This is a genomic window from Streptomyces sp. NPDC033221, assembly GCF_055577005.1.
The window spans coordinates 135158-157920 of the sequence record NZ_JBVIQN010000020.1 but is presented as its reverse complement, the minus strand read 5'-3'; the positions used below and the strand labels follow the sequence as shown (position 1 = coordinate 157920).

The window sequence follows — 22763 nt, the reverse complement described above, 5'->3', positions numbered from 1 at the left end:
CTCCGCGCGGACTCTGAGAGAGTGGGGCCATGAGCACAGCGCACACCAGTGCGGGCCGCGCGCCCGGAAGTCATGTCGTCGTCATCGGTGGGGGCATCTCGGGGCTGGCGGCGGCCCATCGATTGCTCGGCGGCGGGGCGCGGGTGACCGTACTGGAAGCCTCCGGCCGGCTTGGCGGCAAGCTGCGCGCCGGGGAGATCGCGGGCGTACCGGTGGACCTCGGTGCCGAGTCGATGCTGGCCAAGCGGCCGGAAGCGGTGGACCTGGCCCGCGCCGTGGGCCTCGGCGACCGGCTGCAGCCGCCCACGACGGCCACCGCCGCGCTGTGGACGCGCGGCGCGCTGCGTCCGATGCCCAAGGGGCATGTGATGGGCGTGCCGGGCGACCTGGACCTGCTGGCCGCCTCCGGGGTGATCTCCGCCGAGGGCATGGCGCGGATCGCCGAGGACGAGACGCTGGAGCGCACGGACGTCGGCGCGGACGTGGCGGTCGGTGAGTACGTCGCCGCCCGGCTGGGCCGCGAGGTCGTCGACCGGCTCGTCGAACCGCTGCTGGGCGGCGTGTACGCGGGCGACGCGTACCGCATCTCGATGCGCGCCGCCGTCCCGCAGCTCTTCGAGGCCGCCCGCGCCGAGCGCTCGCTGATCGAAGGCGTACGCGGCATCCAGGCGCGGACGGCGGCACGGGCCGCCGGGCCCGGCCAGTCGCAGGCGCCCGTCTTCATGGGCATCGACGGCGGCGTGGGCACACTGCCGGAAGCCGTCGCCGACGCGGTACGGGCCGCCGGCGGCGAGATCCGTACGCACACACCCGTCCAGGAGCTGCGGCGCACCGCCGACGGCTGGCGCGTCGTCCTGGACGGCGCTGAAGGACCGGCGGCGCTGGACGCGGACGCCGTGGTCCTGGCGGCCCCGGCGCCCGCCGCCGCCCGGCTGCTGGCCGCCGAGGCGCCGGCCGCCGCCACCGAGCTGTCCGCCGTGGAGTACGCCTCCATGGCCCTGGTGACCATGGCCTTCCGGCGCGCGGACGTCGAGGCGCTGACCGGCAGCGGCTTTCTCGTGCCGCCGGTCGACGGCCACAAGATCAAGGCGTCCACCTTCGCGAGCAACAAGTGGGGCTGGATCGCCGACGGCGACCCGGACCTGTTCGTGCTGCGCACCTCCCTCGGGCGGTACCGCGACGAGGCCGACCTGGAGCGCGACGACGCCGACCTGGTGGAACTGTCGCTGCGAGACCTCGGCGAGGCCGTCGGACTGGCCGCCCGGCCGGTCGCGCAGCGGGTCACGCGCTGGGCGGGCGGGCTGCCGCAGTACCCGGTCGGCCACCTGGACCGGGTGGACCGCATCAGGGCCGAGACCGGCAAGCTGCCCGGCCTGCGGGTGTGCGGCGCGCTGTACGACGGGGTGGGCATCCCCGCGTGCATCGCCTCCGCGTGCACGGCCGCGGACGACATCTTGGACACCCTGCCGCAAGCCGCCACGGCGGGCGAGTGAGAATGGGACCCATGACTGACGCTTCCGCCCCCGCCAACCCCACCGGGGCCGCTCCCGAGAAGACCCCGAACGCCGGCAAGAAGGCGAAGGACCTGAACGAGGTCATCCGCTACACGCTCTGGTCGGTGTTCAAGCTGCGCGACGCGCTGCCCGAGGACCGCGCCGGTTACGCCGACGAGGTCGAGACGCTGTTCGCGCAGCTCGCCGCCAAGGACGTCGTGGTGCGCGGCACGTACGACGTCTCCGGTCTGCGTGCCGACGCCGACGTGATGATCTGGTGGCACTCGGAGAGCTCCGACGCGCTCCAGGAGGCGTACAACCTCTTCCGCCGCACCAAGCTGGGGCGCGCGCTGGAGCCGGTCTGGTCGAACATGGCGCTGCACCGCCCGGCCGAGTTCAACAAGTCGCACATCCCGGCCTTCCTGGCCGACGAGGTCGCCCGCGACTACGTGAGCGTCTACCCGTTCGTGCGCTCCTACGACTGGTACCTCCTCCCCGACGAGGACCGCCGCCGGATGCTCGCCGACCACGGCAAGATGGCCCGCGGCTTCCCGGACGTGCGCGCCAACACCGTGCCGTCCTTCTCGCTCGGTGACTACGAGTGGATCCTCGCCTTCGAGGCCGACGAGCTGTACCGCATCGTCGACCTCATGCGGCACCTGCGCGGCTCCGAGGCGCGGATGCACGTCCGCGAGGAGGTGCCGTTCTACACCGGGCGCCGCAAGGCGGTCGCCGAGCTGGTCGCCGGGCTGGCCTGAGTCGCCGGGCAGGTCCGGGGCGCCGAGCCTGCCCGAGACGGCGCGACAGGCCGGGTGCGGCATCCACCGCGCCCGGCCTGTCGCTTGCTGAGCCGTCCGTCGTGCTGCTGAGTCCGCAGCGCTACTTACGCTACTTGCGCTTCTTGGCGGGCATGATCGGCTTCGGCTCCGGACGCGGCCCGCAGAACGTGTCCCGGGCCGGGGTCCGCCCGGTCAGCAGATAGCGCTCCACGTGCTGGTTGGCGCACGCGTTCGTCCCGAAGGAGACGCCGTGCGTACCCGCGCCGCGCTCGGTCACCAGCGCCGAACCGGGCAGCCGGCGCCGCAGCTCGACCGCCCCGGAGTGCGGCGTCGCGCCGTCCCGCTCGGCGGCCAGCAGCAGGACCGGGGGCAGCGCGCCCGGCGCGGTCCGCACGTCGACCGGGCGGTGTGGCGCGCCCGCCTGCGGAAGGGTCACGTCGGTCACATCCCGCGCGTAGCGCATGGGGTCCTGGACGACGCCCCTCGGGGAGTGGCGGGGCCAGAAGGCGCACGGCAGGTTCATCCAGGCGTTGTCCCACGTCTCGAAGGGCGCTACGCGGGCGCTCGCGGTGTTGTCCCGGTCCCAGACCCGCAGGTCACGCGGCCACGCCCCGTCGTTGCACTCCACGGCCGTGTAGACCGCGTTGCCGTTCTCGTCCGCCTTCTCGCCGCCCGGCTGCGGGACGGTCTGCTTGATCAGCAGTTTGGGGTCGCCCTTGACGTACCGGGCGAGCGCCGCGGCGCGCACCGGCCAGTACGCGTCGTTGTAGCCCGTCTTGAGGAAGGCCGCCTGCAGCTGGGCCGAGCCCGCCTTGCCCGCCAGCGGCCGGTGGCGCAGCCGTTCCCGTACGGTGTCGTACGTGCGCAGCACCGCCTGCGATGTCGTACCCAGGTGGTACACCTTGTGGTGCTTGGCCACCCAGCGGCCCCAGTCCTGCCAGCGGCGCTCGAAGCCGGTGTTCTGGTCGAGGTTGTTGCGGTACCAGATCTGCCGGGGGTCGGGGTTGACGACGCTGTCGAAGATCATCCGGCGGACGTGGCCGGGGAAGAGCGTCGCGTACACGGCCCCGAAGTAGGTGCCGTAGGAGGCGCCCATGTAGGTGAGCTTCTTCTCGCCCAGCCCGGCGCGCAGCATGTCCAGGTCGCGTGCGTTGTTCGCGGACGTGTAGTGGCGCAGCGCGGGTCCCGCGTTGCGCGCGCAGCCCGCCGCGTACGCCTTCGCCTCGGCGAACTTCTTCCGCTTGAACGCCTGCGAGGGGTGCCGCGGGCTCTCGCTCGGGATCTTGGCGAACTCCGCCGGGTCCTGGCAGGACAGCGGCGCCGAGCGCCCGACACCGCGCGGCGCGTATCCGACGAAGTCGTACGCCCGCGCCGTCTTCCGCCAGCGGTCCACCTTCGCGTACAGCGGGAAGTTCATGCTGGACGCCCCGGGACCGCCCGGGTTGAAGACCAGCGCGCCCTGGCGCTCCTTGGGGGAGCCGGTGGCGCGGGCCCGGCTCACGGTGAGGGTGATCTTCTTGCCCGCGGGGTGCCCGTAGTCCAGCGGGACGGCGAGCCGGCCGCACTCCACACCGGCCGGCAGGTGCTCCTCGGGGGCGCAGCCGCCGAAGACGATGCGGGGCGGCGCGGGGGCCGGGGCACCGGCCGTGGCCGGGTGGGCGATCCCGCCGGCGGGGACGGCGACGAGTGCGGTCAGGACCAGCGACCCGAGGGTGCCGTACAGCGCTACTGCTTTCACAAGCCGTCCCTTCGTATGGAGGCGCCCGGTGCGCGGACAACCGGTGCGCATACAAAAGGGATAGTTGAGTCGAGGGTTGACCTTGTAAAGCACCGCGCTCCGGTGTCGGGAGCTATGCCCCCAACGAGTGGAGCGCGGTGCGGTCATCACGGCCGTTCGGCTCGTACAGCCTTGCGTGGACCCGGCCCCGTGTTCCTCAGCAGCGGCGGCCGGAGTTGATGCATTGCACCGCGCGCGCCATCAGGTCGCGCGGCATGAAGTTGGCGAAGTCGGCGTGGTCGGTCACCGGCTTGCGCAGCTGTTCGGGGAAGCTGTCGAGGGCGAAGGCGCGCGGCTGCGGCTGCACGGCGTAGGTGAGCCGCATCTGGAGCTGCGGCACGGCCTTCGTGCCCGTGGGGCAGCTGCCCGCCCGGTCGGGGAAGACGAGGTGGGTGCGGTGGTTGGCGCTGTCCTTGTTCGTCCCGTCCCAGCAGCTGGGGAAGTCCAGGAGCCGTACGGCCTGGCTGCCGCCGGGGCACAGCGGGTACTTGTCGGTCAGGCGCCGGTTCTCGAAGCCCGTGCAGGTCCACTGCGCCCGCGCGTTGGCGGTGCCGTTGGTGAACGCCTTGGCGTCGCCGGTGATGGCGCGCAGGCCTTCGGGCATGGCGGTGACCTTGCCCGCCGGGCTGCCGCGGAAGGTCAGTGAGACCGAGCGGGCCGTCAGCACCTGGCCGACGTTCCCGTCCGCCGGGTCCTGCCCGTTGCCGCTGCTCGGGCCGTCCCGGCCGCTCAGGCGGCGCAGCACCGGCCAGAAGTATGTCGACTTGTCGCCGCGGGCGCAGGTGGTGCCGGCCGCGCGCAGCGAGTCGTCGGTGGAGAAGGCGTCCGTGGAGCGGTTGCCGACATAGTCGTGCAGGTGGTGGGCACCGTTGGCGACACCGGGAGTGACGATGAAGTTGTCGGGGTTGTTGTGCCGGTTCTCGTTGCGGCCGCAGGCGCTGGTGAAGGTGCCGGTGGACGCGTCGCGTCCGTTGCGCAGGGGCTGCTGGCCGGGGCGTACGGAGCGGATGTCGGCGAAGTCACCGGCCGCCGGGACGCTTTGGCCGGTGCCGGAGGCGGCGGGGGCCCTGGTTCCGGTCGGGCCGGCGGGGCCGTCGGGAGCGTCGGCGGGGACGTCCGAGCGGCCGGTGGAGCCGGGGGCGGGGGCGGATTCCGAGGCGTTGTCAGTGGGCTGTGTCACGCTGGGTGACGATGGTGAAGATGACGGACTGACGGGTGGGGACCCGGACGGGGGAGTGGCGTTGTGAGCCGAGGCATTACCGGTCACGGAGACGAAGGTGCCGGCCGAGCCGAGCACGGCGAGCAGAGCGATCAGCACGAGGTGCTTGGTGCCGAGCCGGCGCCGGTGCCGCGGGGGCTGCGGGGAGGGCGGCGACGGCCGGGGCGGTGGCGAAGGGCGGGGCGGCTGCGGGGGTTTGGGCTGACCGGAGCGGGGCGGATGCGTATGGTCGGGCATGGGGGATCACTTCTTCTCGTTCTCTCAGGGGTGTTGACGCCGGCCGCCGGCGGGCCCGGTGGATTCCGGGGCCCTGGTGGCGCCGCCGGTGGCGGTGGCGGGTGGCGTCGCGGGCGGAGGGAGCGAATACGTCGGTGACGGAGTGACGGGCACCGGCGGCGTGCCGGGCGCCGCGTCCAGGGACGGCGGCGGGGCCGAGGGGCTCGGGGCCGGAGAGGAGGTGGCCGCGTCCTCGGCGATCGCGTCGAAGTCGACGAAACCGGTGCGCTCCAGCATGGAGATGTGGTCCAGGACCGTGCGGTTGGCGTCGTCGGCCAGGGCGCGGACGAGCGAGTTGCGGGTGGTCGCGCGGACCTGCGCGACGACGGTGAATACCTTGCCGTGCGCCAGCCGCAGGATGTTCGCGAATCTGCGGTCGTACGCGGCCCCGCGTGCGGCGCTCAGCTCCGACAGCCACTGCTGTTGCTGGGCGTTGGGCCGGTCGGGCAGCGCGAGGCCGAGCTGTGCGGCCACCTCGCGTACGTGCCGGTCGAGGGAGGCGTGGCCGTCGACGAGGTGGTCCCCCGCTTCCCGTACGGCCGGCACGGTCCCGCGCCGCTGGGCCTGCTGGCCCGCGGGCAGCTCCCACAGGCCCGCCAGTCGTACGCGGTTGACGAAGTCCCGGTCGAGCGCGGACAGCGGTCCGAACGAGGTGGCGACGGTCTGGGTGTTGACGTCGCCGCCCCCGCCCGGTCTGCCGGCGAACGACCAGATCGGAAAGAGCAACGCGGCGAGTGTCGCGGCGAGCGCGGCGACGACGAGGCCGGTGCCGGTTACGGATCGCATGGTGCCTCCTGGTGCGGCACCGCACGCTAGTGCGCCCTGCGCTGGTCCTGTCGCCCGTTCGGGGAAGCGCCGTCAACGCCCCTTGGGCGCTGGTACGTTGACCGGTTGCCCAGGAGTGTCAGCCGCATCAGGCGCTTCGGAGACGACCGGCGGTGAGCACGCCGGGGGCGGCCACCGCCGGCGCTTCGTGTCTCAGCTGCCGCCGCAGCCACCGCCACCGCCGCAGGAAGAGGAGGAACTGCTGCTGCAGCTCGACCCGGAACTGCTGCCGCACGACGAACCCCCGCCACCGCAGGACGAACTGCCGCAGCCCGACCCCGACCCGCCGCCGCACGAGGACCCGCACCAGGACGTGTGCGAGTCGTCGTCCGGCACGTTCCAGCCACAGGTCGCGTTCGAGGAACTGCCCGACGAGGTGCCGGAGGACCCGGCGTACGTCCCGGCGGAGGCGCCCGCCACCGAGCGCTGCGCTTCGTCGAGCTGGCCGCGCAGCACGTCGTCCACCAGCAGCGCGGTGCTGCCGAGGGCCACGATCAGGGCGGCGGACTGGGTCGGGTCGCTCACCAGACGCGCCGCGTTCGCCTTACGGAACTTCCGTACCTCCGCGACACCGGCCCGGGTGACCCGCCGCTCCAGCACCCTGCGGCACACCCCGCCGGCCACGATGCCGAGGAGGGCCGCGGGCAGGATCCGGACGACGAAGGGGACGCCTGGCTCCCCGCTGCCGAGGGCTCCCGTGAGGGTGAAGAGGAGGACGAGCAGGAAGCCTGCCGCACAGATCCCGGCCTGCCAGCCGGCGAAGCGGCGCCAGGGGCGGCCGGTGTGCGGGTGCCGCATCAGACCGCGCTTCGCGAGCCGGTCGCCGATGGCCTGTACCGCCGGCGCCCGCATGACATGGCGGCGCAGGGTGTCCAGCGCGCCGTCCGGGGTGCGCGCCAGCGAGTCCAGCACGGCCGTCTCGACCGGGTCGTACGCCACCGCCTGCCGTACGGACACCACGCCGGGCCCGCCCACGGCGAGCCGGCCGTCCTGGTGCATACCGGCTATCGCCGCGTCCGCGACCCGCGCCGGGCCGCCGGCGAGGAAGGCGACCTCCCACAGCTCGGGGTCGGGCGGGCCGAAGATCTTGAGCCTGGGAGTCGCCAGGATGACACGGACGGTACGGACGACCAGCAGCAGCGAGGAGGCGACGACCGCAAGGGTCACGAGAAGAGCGGACATGTCCTTCACCCCCGGTGGAGAGCGCGTCGTACGGCGTGGGCGAGGCGGTGCGCCGGACCGCCGCCCGGCGGCTTCGGCCTCGCGCGATCCCGCCACCACTGCGTCAGCTGACGGCGCGCGTCCGGGTCGGCGGGCCCGCCGCCGGCCAGCAGGTGGACGGCGAAGTCCATGGCGTCCTGGCGGTAGCCGTTGCGCAGGGGCCGGTGGCGCGCATACCCGAGAAAATCGGGCCGGTAGTGCTCGCCGAGGATGTCCGGCAGCTCCGGCGCGATCTTGGCGACGACGGACGCCCGCTTGGCGGCCAGGGCCCGGCTCTGGACGCGCAGCCGCTGCCGGTCGAAGCCCTCCGGAGCCGGTGTTCCGGCGACCAGCGCGGAGAGCAGCGCGGTCTGCGCTACGGCCAGCCGCTGACGGGGGGCGTCGGTGGCGTCGGCGGCGTCCTGGGCGTCCGTGGTCGCGGTGGTGCCGGCCGGGGCGGTGGCGGTGGTCGCGGTGGCGGCGGGGGTGGTTACGGCGGTGGCGGTGGCGGTCGTGGCCGTTCCGTGCGGTGCGGCAGCTCCGGGCGACCGGCGCGGTGCCGGTGGCGGCGGGGCCGGGGCCTCCTTCAGGACGGTGCGGATCGCGTCGAGTTCGGTGGCGAGTTCACCGGTCTCCGGGAAGTCCTCGTCACGCTCCAGCAGGACGCCGGGCGGGGTGACGCGGGCGCAGAGTGCGGCCAGCACGTCCAGGACGGGCCGGGTCACCGGGTGGGCGTGGGTGTCGTGCCAGACCCCGTCCCGCTCCACCCCGCCCGCCACGTGTACGTACGCGATGGCTTCGACCGGCAGCTCGTCCAGTGCCGTGGCCGGGTCCTCGTTCCGGTTCACATGATTGGTGTGGAGGTTGGCGACATCGATGAGCAGCCGTACGCCGGTGCGCTCGACCAGTTCGGCGAGGAACTGCCCCTCGGTCAGCTCCTCGTCGGGCCAGTTGACCAGCGCCGCGATGTTCTCCACGGCGAGCGGTACGGGCAGCGCGTCCTGGGCGATACGGACGTTCTCGCAGAGCACGTCCAGCGCGTCACGGGTGCGCGGCACGGGCAGCAGGTGCCCCGCCTCCATCGCGGCGGACGCGGTCAGCGGGCCTCCGGCCCGTACGAACGCGATGTGCTCGGTGACCAGCGGCGCGCCCAGCGCCTCGGCGCGTTCCGCGAGCGCGGCCAGCCGGCCGGCGTCCGGGCGCTCGGCGCCGCCCAGCCCGAGCGAGACGCCGTGCGGCACCACGGTCGTGCCGCGTGCGCGCAGCGCCTGCAAAGCGGGTGGGAGATGACCCGGACAGATGTTCTCGGCGACGACCTCCACCCAGTCCACACCGGGCAGCTCCGCGATCTCGTCGGCGATCTCGGGCCGCCAGCCGATGCCCGTACCGAGCTGTTCCATGGTGGTTCCCCCTCCCACTCGTGCACCCCCGTGGTGTTGGGTACTCATCGCCGCGCCGGAGCCCGGCCAACCCCCGGGGGCACGGATTCAGAGCATGATTTGAGCTTGCGACGTGCCGCACCCGACGGCGGCCTCCGGAGGTTTCTTCGAAGGCGGGCCGGCTCAGCGGGCGGTCTCGACGCCCACCGCGGCGCCCAGCGCGAGCAGCACGCCGCCGGTGGCCTGGTCCATGCGCCGGCGGACGCGGGGGCGCTGGAAGAAGGCGCGCGCCCGGTGCACCGCCAGGGCGATCCCGCCGAGCCAGCCGAGGCCCAGCGCGGCGTGCACGGCGACCAGCAGCAGTGTGGTGGCCATGACCGGCGCGCCGTGCGGGATGAACTGCGGCAGCAGGGACATGTACACGACCCCGACCTTGGGGTTCAGGACGTTCGTCAGCAGGCCGGTACGGAACGCCTGGAGCGGCGACTGCCGGTCGGCGGGGCCGGGCTCGGGCAGCGGCGCGTCCGCCGCGGTCCGCCCCGCGGCGTCGCGTGCGGCCTTCGCGGAGCGGCGGGCGCTGCGAAGCGCCTGGAAGCCCAGCCACATCAGGTACAGCGCCCCGGCGACGCGCAGCACGTCGTACGCCGCCTGCGACGCCGAGAGCATGGCGGTCAGCCCGGCCGCGCCGGCCAGTCCCCACACGAAACAGCCCGCGGCTATGCCGAGCGCGGAGCACAGTGCCGACCGCCGCCCCGACCCGAGCGACGTCCGCAGCACCACGGCGAAATCGGGGCCCGGCGAGACGGTCAGCAGGACGGCCACCGCGGTGAAACCAAGGAGAGAGGAGAACACAGGACGTAACCGTACGTCGTCCTCCGGCCAACGTTTCCCCGGCATCCCTGGGAACGCCCGCGCACCGCTGCGTACCTCTTGCCCGGGGGCCGGGCGCCTGCTCCCATGGCCATCGGGGGGTGATGGGTATGAGCGATCCACGTCCTGAGCCCGGAGCCGAGGAGGGGAAGCAGGAGACGCGGTACGCGAGCGATCCGGACCGGCTGTTCCTGCCCCCGGACGACGACCTCGCGCCGAACCGCCCGGGAGAGGCCCTGCGGGTCCGCCTCGCCGAGCAGCCGCGCGCCCGGGCGGCTCTGTGGGGTGCCCGCCTGCTCGGCCGGCGCCCGCCCCAGGACGCCTGGCACCGGCAGCTGCTCGGCGAACAGGCCGTCGGTACGGCCCTGGACCAGCTGACGGCGGCCGGCTGGTACGTGATCCACTCCGTTCCGGTGCCGCCCGCCGCGGTCATCGGACACCTGCTCATCGGGCCCGGCGGCGTGCTGTGCGTCAGCACCCACTACGTACGCGGGGCCCGGGTGCGGGTCGCGGAGGACTCCGTGGGCATCAGCCGCGGGCATCAGTCGGGGCCGTACGTCCACGGGAGCAGACAGGACGCCCGGCGCGCCTCCTACGTACTGACCCGCGGCTGCCGGTTCCGCGTCGAGGCGCGGCCGGTGCTGGCGTTCACCGGCGCGGTGGACGTGGAGTTGGACCCGGCACTGCGGGACATACAGGTGATACGGGACGAGCGCGACGTGCCGCAGCTGGCGCGGCTCGGCGGGGTACTGGCCCCCAACCGTGTCGAACGCATCTACACGGTCGCCCGCAACCGCCGGACCTGGCTGCGTACCTGAGGGGCCGCCTGGCTGCATCCCCGACCGGGCCGGCGCCCGTTCATCCGGGCCGGGTCCGTCCCCGAGCCCACCTCCGTGCCCAAGGCCGAGTCTGTCCCCGTGCCCGAGGCCGTCGCTGCGCCCGTCCCCGCCTCCGTACGCGTCAGGCAGTCGAGCCGCCAGGCGTGCCGAGGGACCGGCGGACGGCGCCGCGGAGCCACTCGTGGGCTCCGTCGGCGGCGTGGCGGGGGTGCCAGGCCATGCCGATGATCACCGGGGGCAGCGGCAGAGGTATGTCGAGGAGATGCAGGCCGAGGGCGGTGGCGGTATCGGTGAAGGGCGAGGGGGCGGCGCCGGGGAGCGTGGTGGGGACGAGGCAGACGACGTCGCTGCGGGCGGCGAGAGTCATCGCGGCCACGTGACTGGGGAGGACGACAGCGACCCGGCGGCGGAGGTGGTGTTCGGCCAGGGCGGTGTCCAGGGGACCGGTGAACCGGCCGCGGCGGCTGACCGCGACGTGTTCGGCGGCGGCCAGCCGGGCCGGGGTCAGGGCTTTCTCGGTGAGCGGGTGGCCGGGCCGGACGGCCGCCGTCATCCGGAGCGTGACCAGTTCTTCGACCAGCGTCTCGGGATCGACATGGTCGATGGCCCCGATCTCCAGGTCGATCCGGCCGTCGCGGAGGGCGGGCCCGGCCTCCAGGTCCTCGGCCCGGAACCGGAGCGACACCTCTGGCGCCTCCTGTCCGGCCAGCCGCAGCAGTCCGGGGGCCAGCGCCGCGCCGACCAGGTCGGCGGCCTGGAGGGTGAAGGTGCAGCGGAGGGTGGCCGGGTCGACGCCGGCGCCGGGAGTGAGCAGCGCGCCGAGCTGCCGCACCACCGTGGCGGCCTCGTCGCGCAGGGCCTGGGCGCGGGGTGTGGGGACCATGGCCTGTCCGGCCCGGACCAGGAGCGGGTCCTGGAGTACGCGGCGCAGGCGGGCGAGGGTGCGGCTCATCGCGGCGGGGGAAGTGTGCAGGCGCGCGGCGGCGCGGGTGACGCTCTGCTCGGCCAGCAGGGCGTCCAGCGCTACGGCGAGATGGGCGTCGATGACCGGCTCTGCTCTGTTCACCAGCGTAATTCCATTTCAGGCAATGATCCCTTGCTGACTTTCCCATTGTGGCAATGCCTGGCCCTCCGCAGGATGAAGACCTACCGATCCGGTGCGGCCCGCGAGGCCGTCACCACCGTCTCCACCTGCCCTTTCGGAGGGATCCGCCATGTCCGCACAGGAAACCGCGCCGCCGGTCACCGCCTTCATGCTCATCAAGACCATGCCCGAGTGGCTCGCCATGACCCCGCACGAGCGGGTGAACGCCATGAACACCGAGGTCATGCCCGCGGTCAAGGCCAAGACCACCGGCGTGCGGTCGCGCTTCTACGACACGGAGTTCTACTCCACCCGCGTCACCGACGTCTGGGTCTGGGAGGCCGACGACCACAACGCCTACCAACTCCTGATCGACGCGCTGCGCGAAACCCCCTTCTGGGACCGCTACTTCGAGGTCGTCGACCTCCTCGTCGGCACCGAGAACGGCTATGCCCGCACCTACAACGTCGACCCCGTCACCACCATCAGCACCTGATACGCCGTCCGATACCCCCCGATACCCCGTCCGAAACGGGCGACCGCCGCTGCCCCCTGGCCCCGAACGGCCAGGGGGCAGCGGCCTGGTGTCAGCGACCGGTGGCGGACGGTTCGAGCCGCGCCCGCAGGGCCGGATGGTCCGCCACGACCGTGCACGAACCGGGCACGATCTCCGTGAAGCCCGCGTCCCGCACCACCGGCAGGCCGCTGTCCGTCAGCTCGGCCCACCGGTGGGGCGGGGCCGTCCGTACCGACAAGGGGAAACCGGCCTGCCGCCAGGCCGTGCGGTCGGCTTCGGGGAGTTCCCGCCACGCCAGCTGGGCGCCGTGTCCGGTCTGGGCCATCGCCTTGCCCGCCGACATGTCCAGGTCGGGGTTGAGCCACAGCACCGGGGTGTCGGCGCCGGGGGCGGCGGGCTCGTGGGGGTCTTCGAGGTGGGTTCCGGAGACCTGGAGGCGGGCCAGGTCCTTGGGCCAGCCGTCCAGCGGGACCGGCGGGAAGACGCGGACTTCCGCGCTCTCGCCGCACACCGTGATGCCCGGGAGCGCCTCCGCGCGCCGCCATTCCGCGCCGCGCGCCCGGCGTACGACCTTGCGGATACGGGCGTCCTCCCAGTCGCGTACGGCCGCGGCCCACTCGCCGTCGCCGGTGGCCCGCTCGTCGGAGAGCAGGGTCAGTACGGCCCGTGCCGATGTCTGCAACGCGTCCGTGAGGGCCGGCGGTTCGGCCCGCTCGATCCGTACGACGAGGGGGAGGACGTACTGCGGGGAGGCGTCGCGGCCGGTCTCCGCGGAGTGGGCCGGGTCGGCCGCGGTGTCGGCCGGACCGCCGGGCCCGGCGAGATCGTTGCTGGTCACACGGACCAGTGTGCCAGCCGCCCGGAACACCGCCGCCGGGGCCACGGCCTTGGCGGAGCGGATCATTCCGGGGGATTATCCTCTTTATGCACAGCGACCTCTTCGCCTCCGAGAACGTGGTCACGCCGGCCTCCGCGCCCGGTATGACCCTGCAGAACGCCAAGTCGATCAAGTACGCCGTGGACGGTGAGTGCTTCGCGCGCCAGGGCTCGATGGTCGCTTACCGTGGTGACCTGCAGTTCGAGAAGCAGGGGCAGGGCGTCGGCAAGTTCCTCAAGCGGGCCGTGACCGGCGAGGGTCTGGCCCTGATGGCGGTGCGCGGCCGCGGCGAGGTGTGGTTCGCGCACGAGGCCGCCAACTGCTTCATCGTCGACCTCGCCCCTGGTGACGGCATCACGATCAACGGCCGCAACGTGCTGTGCTTCGACCCGTCCCTGTCCTACGAGATCGCCACGGTCAAGGGCGCCGGCATGACCGGCGGCGGCCTGTTCAACTCCGTCTTCACCGGCCAGGGCCGGTTGGGCGTGGTGTGTGAGGGCAACCCCCTCGTCATCCCCGTCTCGCCGCAGGCCCCGGTGTTCGTCGATACCGACGCGGTGGTTGGGTGGACGGCGTCGCTGAAGACCTCGCTGCACCGTTCGCAGAGCCTCGGCTCGATGCTGCGCGGCGGTTCCGGCGAGGCCGTGCAACTGCGGCTGGACGGCGAGGGCTTCGTGATCGTACGGCCCAGTGAACTGCGTCCCGAGAAGGCGACCGGGAACTGACGCGGTGGCGGCGATGGCGGTGGCGGCGACGGCGGGGCACCGATGAGCACGACGGCGGAGAACCGATGAGGCTGCACGGGGTCGGGCGGCGCTACGGGGCGCGTGGCCCGTGGGTGCTGCGGGACATCGATCTCCACCTGCCCCGGCGGTCGCTGGTGCGGGTCGAAGGCCACAACGGCAGCGGCAAGTCGACGCTGCTGCGGGTGGTGGCCGGGATCGACGCCCCCAGCAAGGGCCGCATCACCGGGCGCCCGCGCAGCGCGTACGTCCCCGAACGCTTCCCGGCCGCCCTCCCGTTCACCGCCGTCGGCTATCTCACCCACCTCGGGCGGGTCCACGGCCTGCGCGGCCCCGAGGCGGCCCGCCGCGCCACGGACTGGCTCGAACGTTTCGGCGCCGGCGCCCACGCCCGTACGCCGCTCGCCGAGCTGTCCAAAGGCACCAGCCAGAAGGTCGCGCTGACCCAGGCCCTGCTCGCCGACCCGGAACTGCTCGTCCTCGACGAGGCGTGGACGGGCCTGGACCCCGCGGCACGCGACGTCCTGGACCGGGCCGTCGCCGAGCGCGTCGCGGCGGGTGGCACGGTCGTCTTCGTCGACCACGACCCGCGCCGCCTGGCGGGCGCGGCCGACGCGCGGTACCGCGTCACGGGCGTGTGCCTGGACCGGCTTCCGGCCGGGGCGGGGACGGACACCGGCCCGGCGGGGGACGACGAGGCGCAGCCGCCCGGCCTCCAGGTGGCCATCGAGGCGGAGGCGCCCGGCGGGCCCGTACACCTCGCCGCGCCCGGCCTCGCCGGCCTGCCGGGCAGCCCCGGCATCACCCTCGGCCCGGACGGTACGACGGCCCGCCTGACCGTCCCCGCCGTCCACTCCGACGCGCTGCTGCGCGCCCTGCTCACGGCGCGCCCGCCGTGGCACATTCGCACGGTCACCCCGGCGCCGCCGGAACGGTCGGCCACTCCGCCTCAGCCGCCCACTCCCTCCCAGCCGCCCTCTCCGTCCCAGCCGACCACCGGCTCCGGTCCGGCCCCCGACGACGAAAACCGGTACCCGTGATCCCGCTCCTGCGCTACCAGTTCGCCCTGCTGCTGCGGTCGCACCGCTGGCTGCCGCCGGCCCTCCTGTACGCCGCCCTCCTCGCCGTGGGCGTGCAGAGCGGCGGGCCGATCCTCGACTCGTACAGTGTCGCCTCGTTCGGACTGCTGCCGCTGGGCGCCTGGTTGTGCCGGATCTCCGTCACGAGCGAGCCACCGGCCGCACGCTCCTGCACGGCGGCGGCAGCCGGTCCCGGGAAGGCGCACCTCGCCAGTGTGCTGACAGGGAGCCTTTCGGCGGCGTTCCTCGCCCTCGTCGGTACGGCGTACGTCTCGCTCGTCGCCGACCCGCACGCCTCCGACCACCGGACCGCCGTCCCCGTACTCGCCGCGGCCTGCGCCGGGCTGCTGGCCGCGCTGGTCTGCGTCCTGCTCGGCACCGCCGTCGGGGCGCTCTGCAACTGGCCGGTGCTGCGCAGTACCGGCTGGTCGGTCCTGTCCGGCCTGCTTGCCGCGCTCCTGCTGCTGGTCGGCAGCGCCTCGCCCGCGAACGCCGCCGTTTCCGGCCTGGTCACCGGCTCCGCGCACGGAACGATCACTCTGCCCTGGCTGCCACTGCTGGCCGGCCTGCTGATCGCGGCCGCCGCCACGGGCCTGGCCTGCCGCCTCAGCTCCCGCCGCATCTGAGGAGCGCGGGCCGGGGGCCCGAGCCGTACGGACGACGAGACGGGCGGCGGGACGGACGACGGTCCGCCGTTCGCGGACTGTGTGCACTGCGGTGAGCCCACCGAGTACCCCGCCGCCCGGCCCGGTGCGCTGCTGTGTCCGCACTGCGAGTGGCTGGAGGCCCAGCGTTCGGCCTGCTCCGGTTAGGGAGAGGCGTGGCGGGCGGGGCCGGGCGACAGGGGCTCGGTGGCCGCTCCGGTTCAGTCCTCCCAGGGCCCGGTGACCGCGAACGTCGTGCCGGGCGTGTAGCAGTTGACGTACATCGTGCGGTGGTCGGGGGAGAAGGTGACCCCCGCGAACTCGCCCCACTCCGGCTTCTCCGGCGTGCCGATGTTCTGCCGGCCGCGTGCCACCGGGTACACCGCGCCGCGCCGGGTCAGGCCGAAGACGTGCTGGGCCCCGTCGCCGTCCTCGCACACCATGAGCCCGCCGCCGGGGGCCAGGCAGATGTTGTCGGGGGACTCGCCGGGCAGCTGTACGTCGGTGTCCGGGCCGAAGACGACCACCAGCGTGAGGCGGCGGGCGGCCGGGTCGTACCGCCAGACCTGGCCGAAGTGGTCCGCGGCCGAACCGTCCTTGCTGCGCGCGAAGCTGGAGACGAAGTAGACGCTGGAGCCGCCCCAGTAGCAGCCCTCCAGCTTCTGCGCGTGCGTGATGCCGCGCGGCCCGAAGTCCTGGAAGCGGATGGGCGTCTGCCGCGCGAGCGGGTCGGGGACGTCCACCCACTCCGCGCGGTCGAAGACGGTGCCGGTCTCCTGGACGGTGGAGAGGTCCTTGACGTCCGGTACGCGCATGGTCTGGAGCCGTCCGCCGGCCCGCAGGGAGCCCCGGCCGCCCAGCGGTTTCGCGGGCCGGAACCGGTAGAAGAGGCCGAACGGCTTGTCGAAGGCGTCCTCGGTCTCGTAGACCGTGCCGGTCTTCGGGTCGACGGCGATGGCCTCGTGCTGGAAGCGGCCCATGGCGGTCAGCGGTACGGCGCCGGTGCGGCGCGGATCGTACGGGTCGACCTCGAAGATGAAGCCGTGGTCCTTGGTGTAGCCGCCCTCGCCCGCCCGCAGTTCGGTCTCCTCGCAGGTGAGCCAGGTGTGCCACGGGGTGGGGCCGCCCGCGCAGTTGGTGGAGGTGCCGGCGATGGCGACGCGCTCGGACCGCACACGGTGGTGCCGGTCCACCTCCAGTGCCGTACAGCCGCCTTCGCCCGCCGGGTCGTAGGTCAGCCCGTCGACGGTGGGTACGGGGACGCGGGACCTGCTGCGGTTCTCGTGGTTGCGCACGAGGTGGACGCGGCCGTGCCGGCCGGGGAAGGCCGCCATCCCGTCGTGGTTGCCCGGTATTCGGCCCTCGCCGGAGGGCAGCGGGGCGCCCTCGCGGGACAGGACCCGGTACCGGAAGCCCTTCGGCAGGTCGAGCAGACCCGCCGGGTCGGGTATCAGCGGGCCGTAGCCGTGCCGGCCCGCGCTCTGTGCGGTGGCGGTGCCGGCGAAGATCTCGGGAATGCTGCCGGCGAAGGCGATCGATGCGCCCAGCGCACCGGTTCTTGCCAGGACCTGACGACGTGTCGCGGACATGGGCAACTCCCTGCTGGCGGACAGGTGATGTGACCCGCACGTGTGTACCACGCACGTTGGCCGCCGGGAACCGGCCGCGCGTGGATCCGGAACCCGCCGCACCGGCCGCCGGGTTGCCCCCGCACGTGCGCCACGACCCCGCCCGGACGCTCCCGTGCCCGCGATACGACCCCGCCCGGACGCTCCCGTGCCCGCGATACGACCCCGTCAGGCCGCCCCCGCGCCCGCGATACGGCCCCGCCCGGACGCCTCGGCGCCCGCGGTTACCCCTCCACCAGCGGCTTGGCGTCGCGGGCCAGCGCCGTGAGCCGGGAGATGGCGCGGAAGTACTTCTTCCGGTAGCCGCCCTTGAGCATCTCCTCGCTGAACAGCGCGTCGAACGGCTTGCCGGCGGCCAGCACCGGCACCTCGCGGTCGTACAGCCGGTCCGCGAGCACCACCAGGCGCAGCGCCGTGGACTGGTCCGGGACCGCCTGCACATCGGTCAGGCAGACGGCGGTGATGCCGTCGCACATCGCCCCGTACCGGCTGGGGTGCACCTTCGACAGATGCTCCAGCAGGGACGGGAAGTCGTCGAGCGAGGCGCCGGGGGTGTGCTGGGCGACGCGGGTGACGGTCGCGTCGTCGAACGGGGGCGGCGCCTCGGGCAGGCCGCGGTGACGGTAGTCCTCGCCGTCGATGCGCAGTGGCCGGAAGTGGGCACTCAGGCCCTGGATCTCGCGCAGGAAGTCCGCCGCGGCGAAGCGGCCCTCGCCCAGCTTGCCGGGCAGCGTGTTGGACGTGGCGGCGAGTGCGACGCCCGCCTCGACCAGCCTGCTCAGCAGACTGGAGACGAGCACGGTGTCACCCGGGTCGTCCAGTTCGAACTCGTCGATGCACAGCAGGCGGTGCCCGCCGAGCGTCTGCACGGTCTGCTGGAAACCGAGCGCGCCGACCAGGTTCGTCAGCTCCACGAAGGTGCCGAACGCCTTGAGCGCGGGCTCGGCGGGGGTGGCGTGCCAGAGAGAGGCCAGCAGGTGCGTCTTGCCGACGCCGTAGCCGCCGTCGAGGTAGACGCCGCGGGGGCCCGAGGGGGCCGTCGCCTTCTTGGCGCTCCGCCCGAACCAGCGCCGCTTGCCGCCGGCCGGGTCCGTACCGCCGCCGATGCCCGCGGCGAAGCCGCTCAGGACCTCCACGGCCGCTGCCTGGCTGGGCTGGTTCGGGTCCGGGATGTACGTCTCGAAGCGCGCGCTCTGGAACCGCGGCGGCGGGACCATCTCCGCCACCAGGCGGTCGGCCGGTACGTGCGGTGCGCGCGCGGTGAGCGCGGCGGGAGCCGATCCGGCCCCGTCGGCCGGCGGCCCGGCTATGGGGGAGGACTGGGATGACGAGGGCTGGGAAGACGACACAGCCGTCCAGCCTAGTCGCTGTGCGGGAGGACTCCGCCGGGTGAGCGAGGCATGTCACACTGCCGCCTATGCGACGCCTGTTTCCCCTTCCTGCCCCGCAGGTACCGTCCGGCGATTTCCCAAGCGCTCCGGACGACGAGAATTCCGCCGCGGTCGCGTCCGCCCTCGCGGCGGAACCGGGAGTCATCGCCGGAACCGCGACGGGAATCGACGCCGGCACCGATTCCGATGCCACCGATTCCGGATCGGCTGCTCCGGCCGATTCCCGTACCGCCGGTGCCGCGGATTCCGGTACGGCGGGCCCGGCCGATTCCCGCCGGGCCGGTGCCGCGGATTCCGTGACGCCCGGTGCCGCCGATTTCGCCGACCGCCGGTGGAGCCTGGACGAACTGGCCGACGCCTACGCGTATCCCCGTACCGACGGGGGAGCGGGCTGGCTCCGCGCGAACATGGTCTCCTCGCTGGACGGCGCGGCCCACCACGAAGGCCGCTCGCAGCCGCTCTCCAGCGACGCGGACATGAGGATCTTCGGTGTGCTGCGCGGCCTCGCGGACGCGGTGGTCGTCGGCGCCGAGACCGTACGCAAGGAGGGCTACCGCCCGGCCCGCGCCCGCGAGGCGTTCGCGGCGCGCCGAGCCGCCGCGGGGCAGGCGCCCGCCCCCGCGATCGCGGTGGTCACCGCCAGTCTGGACCTGGACTTCTCGCAGCCGCTGTTCACCGAGCCGCTGGTGCCGACGGTCGTGGTGACCGGCGCGGGGGCCGACGAGGACCGGGTGCGTACCGCGCGCAAGGCCGGCGCCGAGGTCGTCTTCGCCGGTGAGGGGGCCGCCGTCGATCCGTCGCGGGTCGTCGGGGCGCTCGCCGGGCGGGGGCTGACCCGGCTGCTGACGGAGGGCGGGCCGCGGCTCCTGGGTCAGTTCGCCGGAAGCGGGGCACTCGACGAGTTGTGCCTCTCGCTGGCACCGCTGGTGGTCGCCGGCGACGCGTCGCGCATCATGAACGCGCCGGTGACGACCGTTCCGGAAACATTCGTACTCGCGTCCGTACTGGAGGAGGCCGGCTTCCTGTTCACCCGTTACCGTCGGTCCTGAGCAAAAGGCGGAATTATTCGTTCCGCTTAGCTTCCGCTGGGCACACTAAAGGCCAACAGGTCCCGTGTGGCGACGGGGCAGGATGGTTTCTGTCGGTTCGCTCCCCGGGCGGGCCGCGAGCGATGAGAAGAAGGGCGCCCGCCGTGTTCACGAGCGTATTGATGATCGAGAAGCCCCTGACGCCCGCCGACGTGGAGTTCGTCACCACGCTGCACGGCGACGACCAGGTCTCCTTCGTCGTCCTCATGCAGCCGCGCGGCAATCAGGACCGCCTGCTCAGGGCCATCGACGACGTCGCTCTGGGCGAGTTCGAGGACGCCGTACGGGAAGGCGACGAGCCGGAAGGCACCCAGGCGGAGCCGCCCGCCGGGCGGGCCCTGTCCTACACCCTGCACGCCCTGCGGGCCGCGGGCGCCGAGGCGATCGGCCAGGTCGTCGAGGACCACCCGCTGGACCTGCTGAGGTCGGTCGTCGACGAGACCGGCGCCGACGAGGTGATCGTGCTGACCGCCCCGCACTTCGTCGAGGAGTTCTTCCACCGCGACTGGGCCTCCCGCGCCCGGCACAAGGTCGGCGTGCCGGTGCTCAAACTCTTCTCGCACGCGGCCGACGACCCGGCCCAGGACGTGGCGCACAACCCGGCCCAGGGCCCGGCTAGCGGCCCGGGAGGGGACTCCGCCGGGAGCTGAGCCGCCCGTCCGCCATCTCCGCGACCGCGTCCACCGCGTCCAGGTGGGCGCGGTCGTGCGTGACCAGCACCGTCGCGGTGGCGCGCTGGTGCGTGAGCGTGATGAGCAGGTCCAGGACGGCGGCGCCGCGCTCGTGGTCCAGTGCGCTGGTCGGCTCGTCGACCAGCAGGACGGCCGGTTCGTTCATCAGCGCCCTGGCGATGTTGATCCGCTGCCGCTGGCCGCCCGAGAGCTGGTGCGGGCGGCGCGCCGCCTGATCGGCCAGGCCGACCGCGTCGAGCAGCTCCAGGGCCCGCGGCCGGGCCGCGCGCGGCGCCCGGCCGTCCAGGTGCGCCATCACCTGCAACTGCTCGGCAGCCGTCAGGGAGGGCAGCAGATTGGGCTGCTGGAAGACCGTGCCGACCTTGGTACGGCGCAGCGCGGTCAGCTCGGACCGGCTCATTCCGGCGGTGTCCGTACCGTCGACCAGCACCCGGCCGCCGTCCGGGGTGATCAGCGTCGCGGCCACCGCCAGCAGGCTGGACTTGCCGGAGCCGGAGGGCCCGACGACGGCGGTCACGGTCCCCGGCGGCACGGTCAGGCGCACGTCGTCGAGGGCGGTGAGGCGGCCGGTGCCGTCGGGGTAGGTGAGGGTGACGCCGGCCAGGTCGAGACCGGCGGACGGCGGGGTCCCGGTTCCGGGATTCGGGTGGGTCCGGGTGCCGGCGGGGTTCGCATTCATGGGGTCCGTCGCTGGGTAGGGGATGGGTTGGTGGTCGTGTCGCTTGAGCGCTGTACGGCCCGGCTTTTCGCGTCCGCGGAATGTGTACGGAGTCGTACGAAACCGAAACGCGGACCCGAGCCGAAACGGGAACCGGAACCGGCGCCGGAACCGGAATTCCCGGTATCGGGTCCGGAATGATGAAGGCCGTACGCCCGGCCGTTCCGGATATCGCTCCCGGAATAGTCCGCGGGGAACGGACCGTGAAGGGAAGAGCCTGCACGGATACCGCTCGGGCGGGGAAATCCGCCCGGGCTCACCGTGCGCTCCCCAGTGCGGTCAGCGGATCGACGGCGGTGATGCGGCGGATGGACAGCGCGGCGCCGACGGCCCCCAGCGCGATCATGACCAGGGCCGGTACCAGAACCGTGGCCGGGTCCAGGACGAACGGCACGGTGCCGCCGACGGCCGCGCCGACCGACGCCGCGAGCGCGGTGCCCACACCCGTACCGATCACCAGCAGCACCACCGCCTGGCCGAGCGCGTCGCGCAGCAGGTAGCGGGTGGGGGCGCCGAGCGCCTTGAGCACCGCGACGTCACCGCTGCGCTGGATCGTCCAGACCGTGAAGAACGCGCCGATGACCAGCGCCGATATGGCGAAGAGGAAGCCGCGCATCAGCTGGAGCGAGCCGTTCTCGGCGGTGTACGAGCCGATGGCGCCCAGGGCTTCGCCGGTCGTGACGGTACGGGTGCCCAGCCGGCGGTCGGCGTCGGCCAGGCCGGCGTCCGAGGAGGTGGTGAGGGCGACCACGGTGGCGGTCCGCGCCCCGGACGAACCGGAACCACCGCTTCCGGAGCCGGATGCTTCGGAGCCGGTCGCTCCGGAGGCGGGCGCTTCGGAGCCGGTCGCTCCGGACCCCGGCACCCCGGAGCCCGCCGCGCCCGACACCGCCGCCCAGTCGTCCAGCGACGTCCAGACCACCGGCGTGTGGCTGTACATCGCCTCGCCCGCCACCGCGGCGGCCGTCAGCGTCCGCCCGTTCAGCGTGAACCGGCCGCCGGCCCGCACGCCCAGCTCGTCCGCGGCCTTCGCGGACAGCACCGCCGAGCCGTCCGCGACCCGCCCGGCCCCGGGCGCCAGGCGGGAGCCGGGCCGTACCCCGAAGGCGGACAGCGCGGCGGTCCGCTGGTCCGCGCCGCCGCCCGCCGTGGCCTTGGCCGTACCGATGCCCAGCGGCTCCGCCGAACCGACGCCCGGTACCTTCGCCCAGGCTTCCCAGGTCCGCTTCCCGACGCGCGAATCGGCGAACGAGACGTCGTCACCGCCGCCCGCGGGCGCGGCGAAGGCGAGGCGGTCGGCGGGCAGCGAGGTCAGCGCCGAGGTGTTCTCCCGCCCCAGGCCCGCCGTCAGGCCGGACAGCAGCCCCACCAGCACCGTGATCAGCACGATGACGGTGCCCATCAGGGCGAACCGGCCCTTGGCGAATCTCAGGTCTCTCCAGGCGATGAACACGGGGCTTAGGCCATCCTTCCGACGGGCGCCGGGCCCGGTGCCCGACGGTTGCTCCCACCGTCGCCGCAAGAGGGGGCGCCGGGCATCGCGCCCCGGAGTGGTCCGCCCGGATCGAAAGGCCGGGTCCGGCCTCCACCTTTTGATTGATGCCGGTGCCCGTCCCGGCGCCTAGCCTGGAAGGGCTGTGACTCC

At 73.6% G+C, this 22763-nt stretch carries 21 protein-coding genes; 9 read left to right on the top strand and 12 right to left on the bottom strand.

Translation table 11 applies throughout. From position 1 onward, the window contains the following. The first annotated feature begins 29 nt into the window (after positions 1 to 29). Together hemG and hemQ are read left to right on the top strand one after the other, a co-directional pair. Positions 30 to 1493: a protoporphyrinogen oxidase gene (gene hemG / locus ACZ53K_RS25340; protein ID WP_468840679.1), complete on the top strand. Its 1464-nt coding sequence runs from the start codon at positions 30 to 32 to the stop codon at positions 1491 to 1493. Positions 1494 to 1495: 2 nt separating this feature from the next. After that, a complete protein-coding gene (hemQ, locus tag ACZ53K_RS25335) occupies positions 1496 to 2251 on the top strand; it encodes a hydrogen peroxide-dependent heme synthase (protein ID WP_468840677.1) in 756 nt (251 codons plus the stop codon). A 130-nt stretch (positions 2252 to 2381) separates the two neighbouring features. Here the strand turns inward: hemQ and ACZ53K_RS25330 are convergent, their stop codons facing one another. From ACZ53K_RS25330 to ACZ53K_RS25305, 6 genes are all read right to left on the bottom strand, one after another. Beyond that, the gene (locus ACZ53K_RS25330) at positions 2382 to 4010 is read right to left on the bottom strand and encodes an alpha/beta hydrolase (RefSeq protein ID WP_468840675.1); all 1629 of its coding nucleotides are present in this window, start codon (positions 4008 to 4010) and stop codon (positions 2382 to 2384) included. A gap of 196 nt (positions 4011 to 4206) precedes the next feature. Beyond that, positions 4207 to 5229, bottom strand: a complete 1023-nt coding sequence (locus tag ACZ53K_RS25325; protein ID WP_468840673.1) for a DUF1996 domain-containing protein — start codon at positions 5227 to 5229, stop codon at positions 4207 to 4209. 300 nt (positions 5230 to 5529) lie between these two features. After that, on the bottom strand, positions 5530 to 6330 hold the full coding sequence (locus ACZ53K_RS25320) for a DUF4142 domain-containing protein (protein ID WP_468840671.1): 801 nt from the start codon (positions 6328 to 6330) through the stop codon (positions 5530 to 5532). A 192-nt stretch (positions 6331 to 6522) separates the two neighbouring features. Then, a complete protein-coding gene (locus ACZ53K_RS25315) occupies positions 6523 to 7551 on the bottom strand; it encodes a TIGR04222 domain-containing membrane protein (RefSeq protein WP_468840669.1) in 1029 nt (342 codons plus the stop codon). Positions 7552 to 7556: 5 nt separating this feature from the next. Beyond that, positions 7557 to 8969, bottom strand: a complete 1413-nt coding sequence (locus ACZ53K_RS25310) for an MbnB/TglH/ChrH family RiPP precursor modification enzyme (protein WP_468840667.1) — start codon at positions 8967 to 8969, stop codon at positions 7557 to 7559. Positions 8970 to 9131: 162 nt separating this feature from the next. Further along, positions 9132 to 9800: a LysE family translocator gene (locus ACZ53K_RS25305; protein WP_468840665.1), complete on the bottom strand. Its 669-nt coding sequence runs from the start codon at positions 9798 to 9800 to the stop codon at positions 9132 to 9134. A 128-nt stretch (positions 9801 to 9928) separates the two neighbouring features. On the opposite strand from ACZ53K_RS25305, the gene ACZ53K_RS25300 reads away from it, so the two are divergent. Continuing rightward, positions 9929 to 10636, top strand: a complete 708-nt coding sequence (locus tag ACZ53K_RS25300; RefSeq protein WP_468840664.1) for a nuclease-related domain-containing protein — start codon at positions 9929 to 9931, stop codon at positions 10634 to 10636. Between the two features lie 142 nt (positions 10637 to 10778). Here ACZ53K_RS25300 and ACZ53K_RS25295 read toward each other — a convergent pair whose 3' ends face one another. After that, positions 10779 to 11732 carry a LysR family transcriptional regulator gene (locus ACZ53K_RS25295; RefSeq protein ID WP_468840713.1) on the bottom strand — a complete coding sequence of 318 codons (954 nt, stop codon included), beginning with the start codon at positions 11730 to 11732 and terminating at the stop codon, positions 10779 to 10781. 139 nt (positions 11733 to 11871) lie between these two features. Here ACZ53K_RS25295 and ACZ53K_RS25290 point away from each other — a divergent pair, with 139 nt between their 5' ends. After that, the gene (locus ACZ53K_RS25290) at positions 11872 to 12237 is read left to right on the top strand and encodes a darcynin family protein (RefSeq protein WP_468840662.1); all 366 of its coding nucleotides are present in this window, start codon (positions 11872 to 11874) and stop codon (positions 12235 to 12237) included. A gap of 91 nt (positions 12238 to 12328) precedes the next feature. Here ACZ53K_RS25290 and ACZ53K_RS25285 read toward each other — a convergent pair whose 3' ends face one another. Continuing rightward, the gene (locus tag ACZ53K_RS25285) at positions 12329 to 13096 is read right to left on the bottom strand and encodes a peptidyl-tRNA hydrolase (protein WP_468840660.1); all 768 of its coding nucleotides are present in this window, start codon (positions 13094 to 13096) and stop codon (positions 12329 to 12331) included. A gap of 86 nt (positions 13097 to 13182) precedes the next feature. Between ACZ53K_RS25285 and ACZ53K_RS25280 the strand changes: the two genes are divergently transcribed. From ACZ53K_RS25280 to ACZ53K_RS25270, 3 genes are all read left to right on the top strand, one after another. Continuing rightward, on the top strand, positions 13183 to 13860 hold the full coding sequence (locus ACZ53K_RS25280) for an AIM24 family protein (protein ID WP_468840658.1): 678 nt from the start codon (positions 13183 to 13185) through the stop codon (positions 13858 to 13860). A 65-nt stretch (positions 13861 to 13925) separates the two neighbouring features. Further along, complete coding sequence (locus ACZ53K_RS25275; RefSeq protein WP_468840656.1) at positions 13926 to 14918, top strand: ABC transporter ATP-binding protein; 993 nt, start codon at positions 13926 to 13928, stop codon at positions 14916 to 14918. Beyond that, positions 14915 to 15583, top strand: coding sequence for an ABC transporter (locus ACZ53K_RS25270; protein WP_468840654.1), 669 nt, complete (start codon positions 14915 to 14917; stop codon positions 15581 to 15583). The genes ACZ53K_RS25275 and ACZ53K_RS25270 overlap by 4 nt, the downstream gene beginning before the upstream one ends. Positions 15584 to 15822: 239 nt before the next feature. On the opposite strand, the gene ACZ53K_RS25265 is transcribed toward ACZ53K_RS25270, so the two are convergent. Together ACZ53K_RS25265 and zapE are read right to left on the bottom strand one after the other, a co-directional pair. Continuing rightward, on the bottom strand, positions 15823 to 17190 hold the full coding sequence (locus ACZ53K_RS25265; protein ID WP_468840652.1) for an alkaline phosphatase PhoX: 1368 nt from the start codon (positions 17188 to 17190) through the stop codon (positions 15823 to 15825). Positions 17191 to 17453: 263 nt separating this feature from the next. Further along, positions 17454 to 18539 carry a cell division protein ZapE gene (gene zapE, locus ACZ53K_RS25260; protein ID WP_468840711.1) on the bottom strand — a complete coding sequence of 362 codons (1086 nt, stop codon included), beginning with the start codon at positions 18537 to 18539 and terminating at the stop codon, positions 17454 to 17456. A 377-nt stretch (positions 18540 to 18916) separates the two neighbouring features. On the opposite strand from zapE, the gene ACZ53K_RS25255 reads away from it, so the two are divergent. After that, positions 18917 to 19669, top strand: a complete 753-nt coding sequence (locus ACZ53K_RS25255) for a pyrimidine reductase family protein (protein ID WP_468840709.1) — start codon at positions 18917 to 18919, stop codon at positions 19667 to 19669. Between the two features lie 161 nt (positions 19670 to 19830). Further along, complete coding sequence (locus ACZ53K_RS25250; protein WP_468840650.1) at positions 19831 to 20358, top strand: indole-3-glycerol phosphate synthase; 528 nt, start codon at positions 19831 to 19833, stop codon at positions 20356 to 20358. On the opposite strand, the gene ACZ53K_RS25245 is transcribed toward ACZ53K_RS25250, so the two are convergent. Together ACZ53K_RS25245 and ACZ53K_RS25240 are read right to left on the bottom strand one after the other, a co-directional pair. Then, positions 20324 to 21079 (bottom strand): ABC transporter ATP-binding protein, encoded by a 756-nt coding sequence (locus ACZ53K_RS25245; RefSeq protein ID WP_468840648.1) that lies wholly within the window; start codon positions 21077 to 21079, stop codon positions 20324 to 20326. The genes ACZ53K_RS25250 and ACZ53K_RS25245 overlap by 35 nt on opposite strands. A 295-nt stretch (positions 21080 to 21374) precedes the next feature. Continuing rightward, the gene (locus tag ACZ53K_RS25240; protein ID WP_468840646.1) at positions 21375 to 22571 is read right to left on the bottom strand and encodes an ABC transporter permease; all 1197 of its coding nucleotides are present in this window, start codon (positions 22569 to 22571) and stop codon (positions 21375 to 21377) included. Positions 22572 to 22763: the final 192 nt, after the last annotated feature.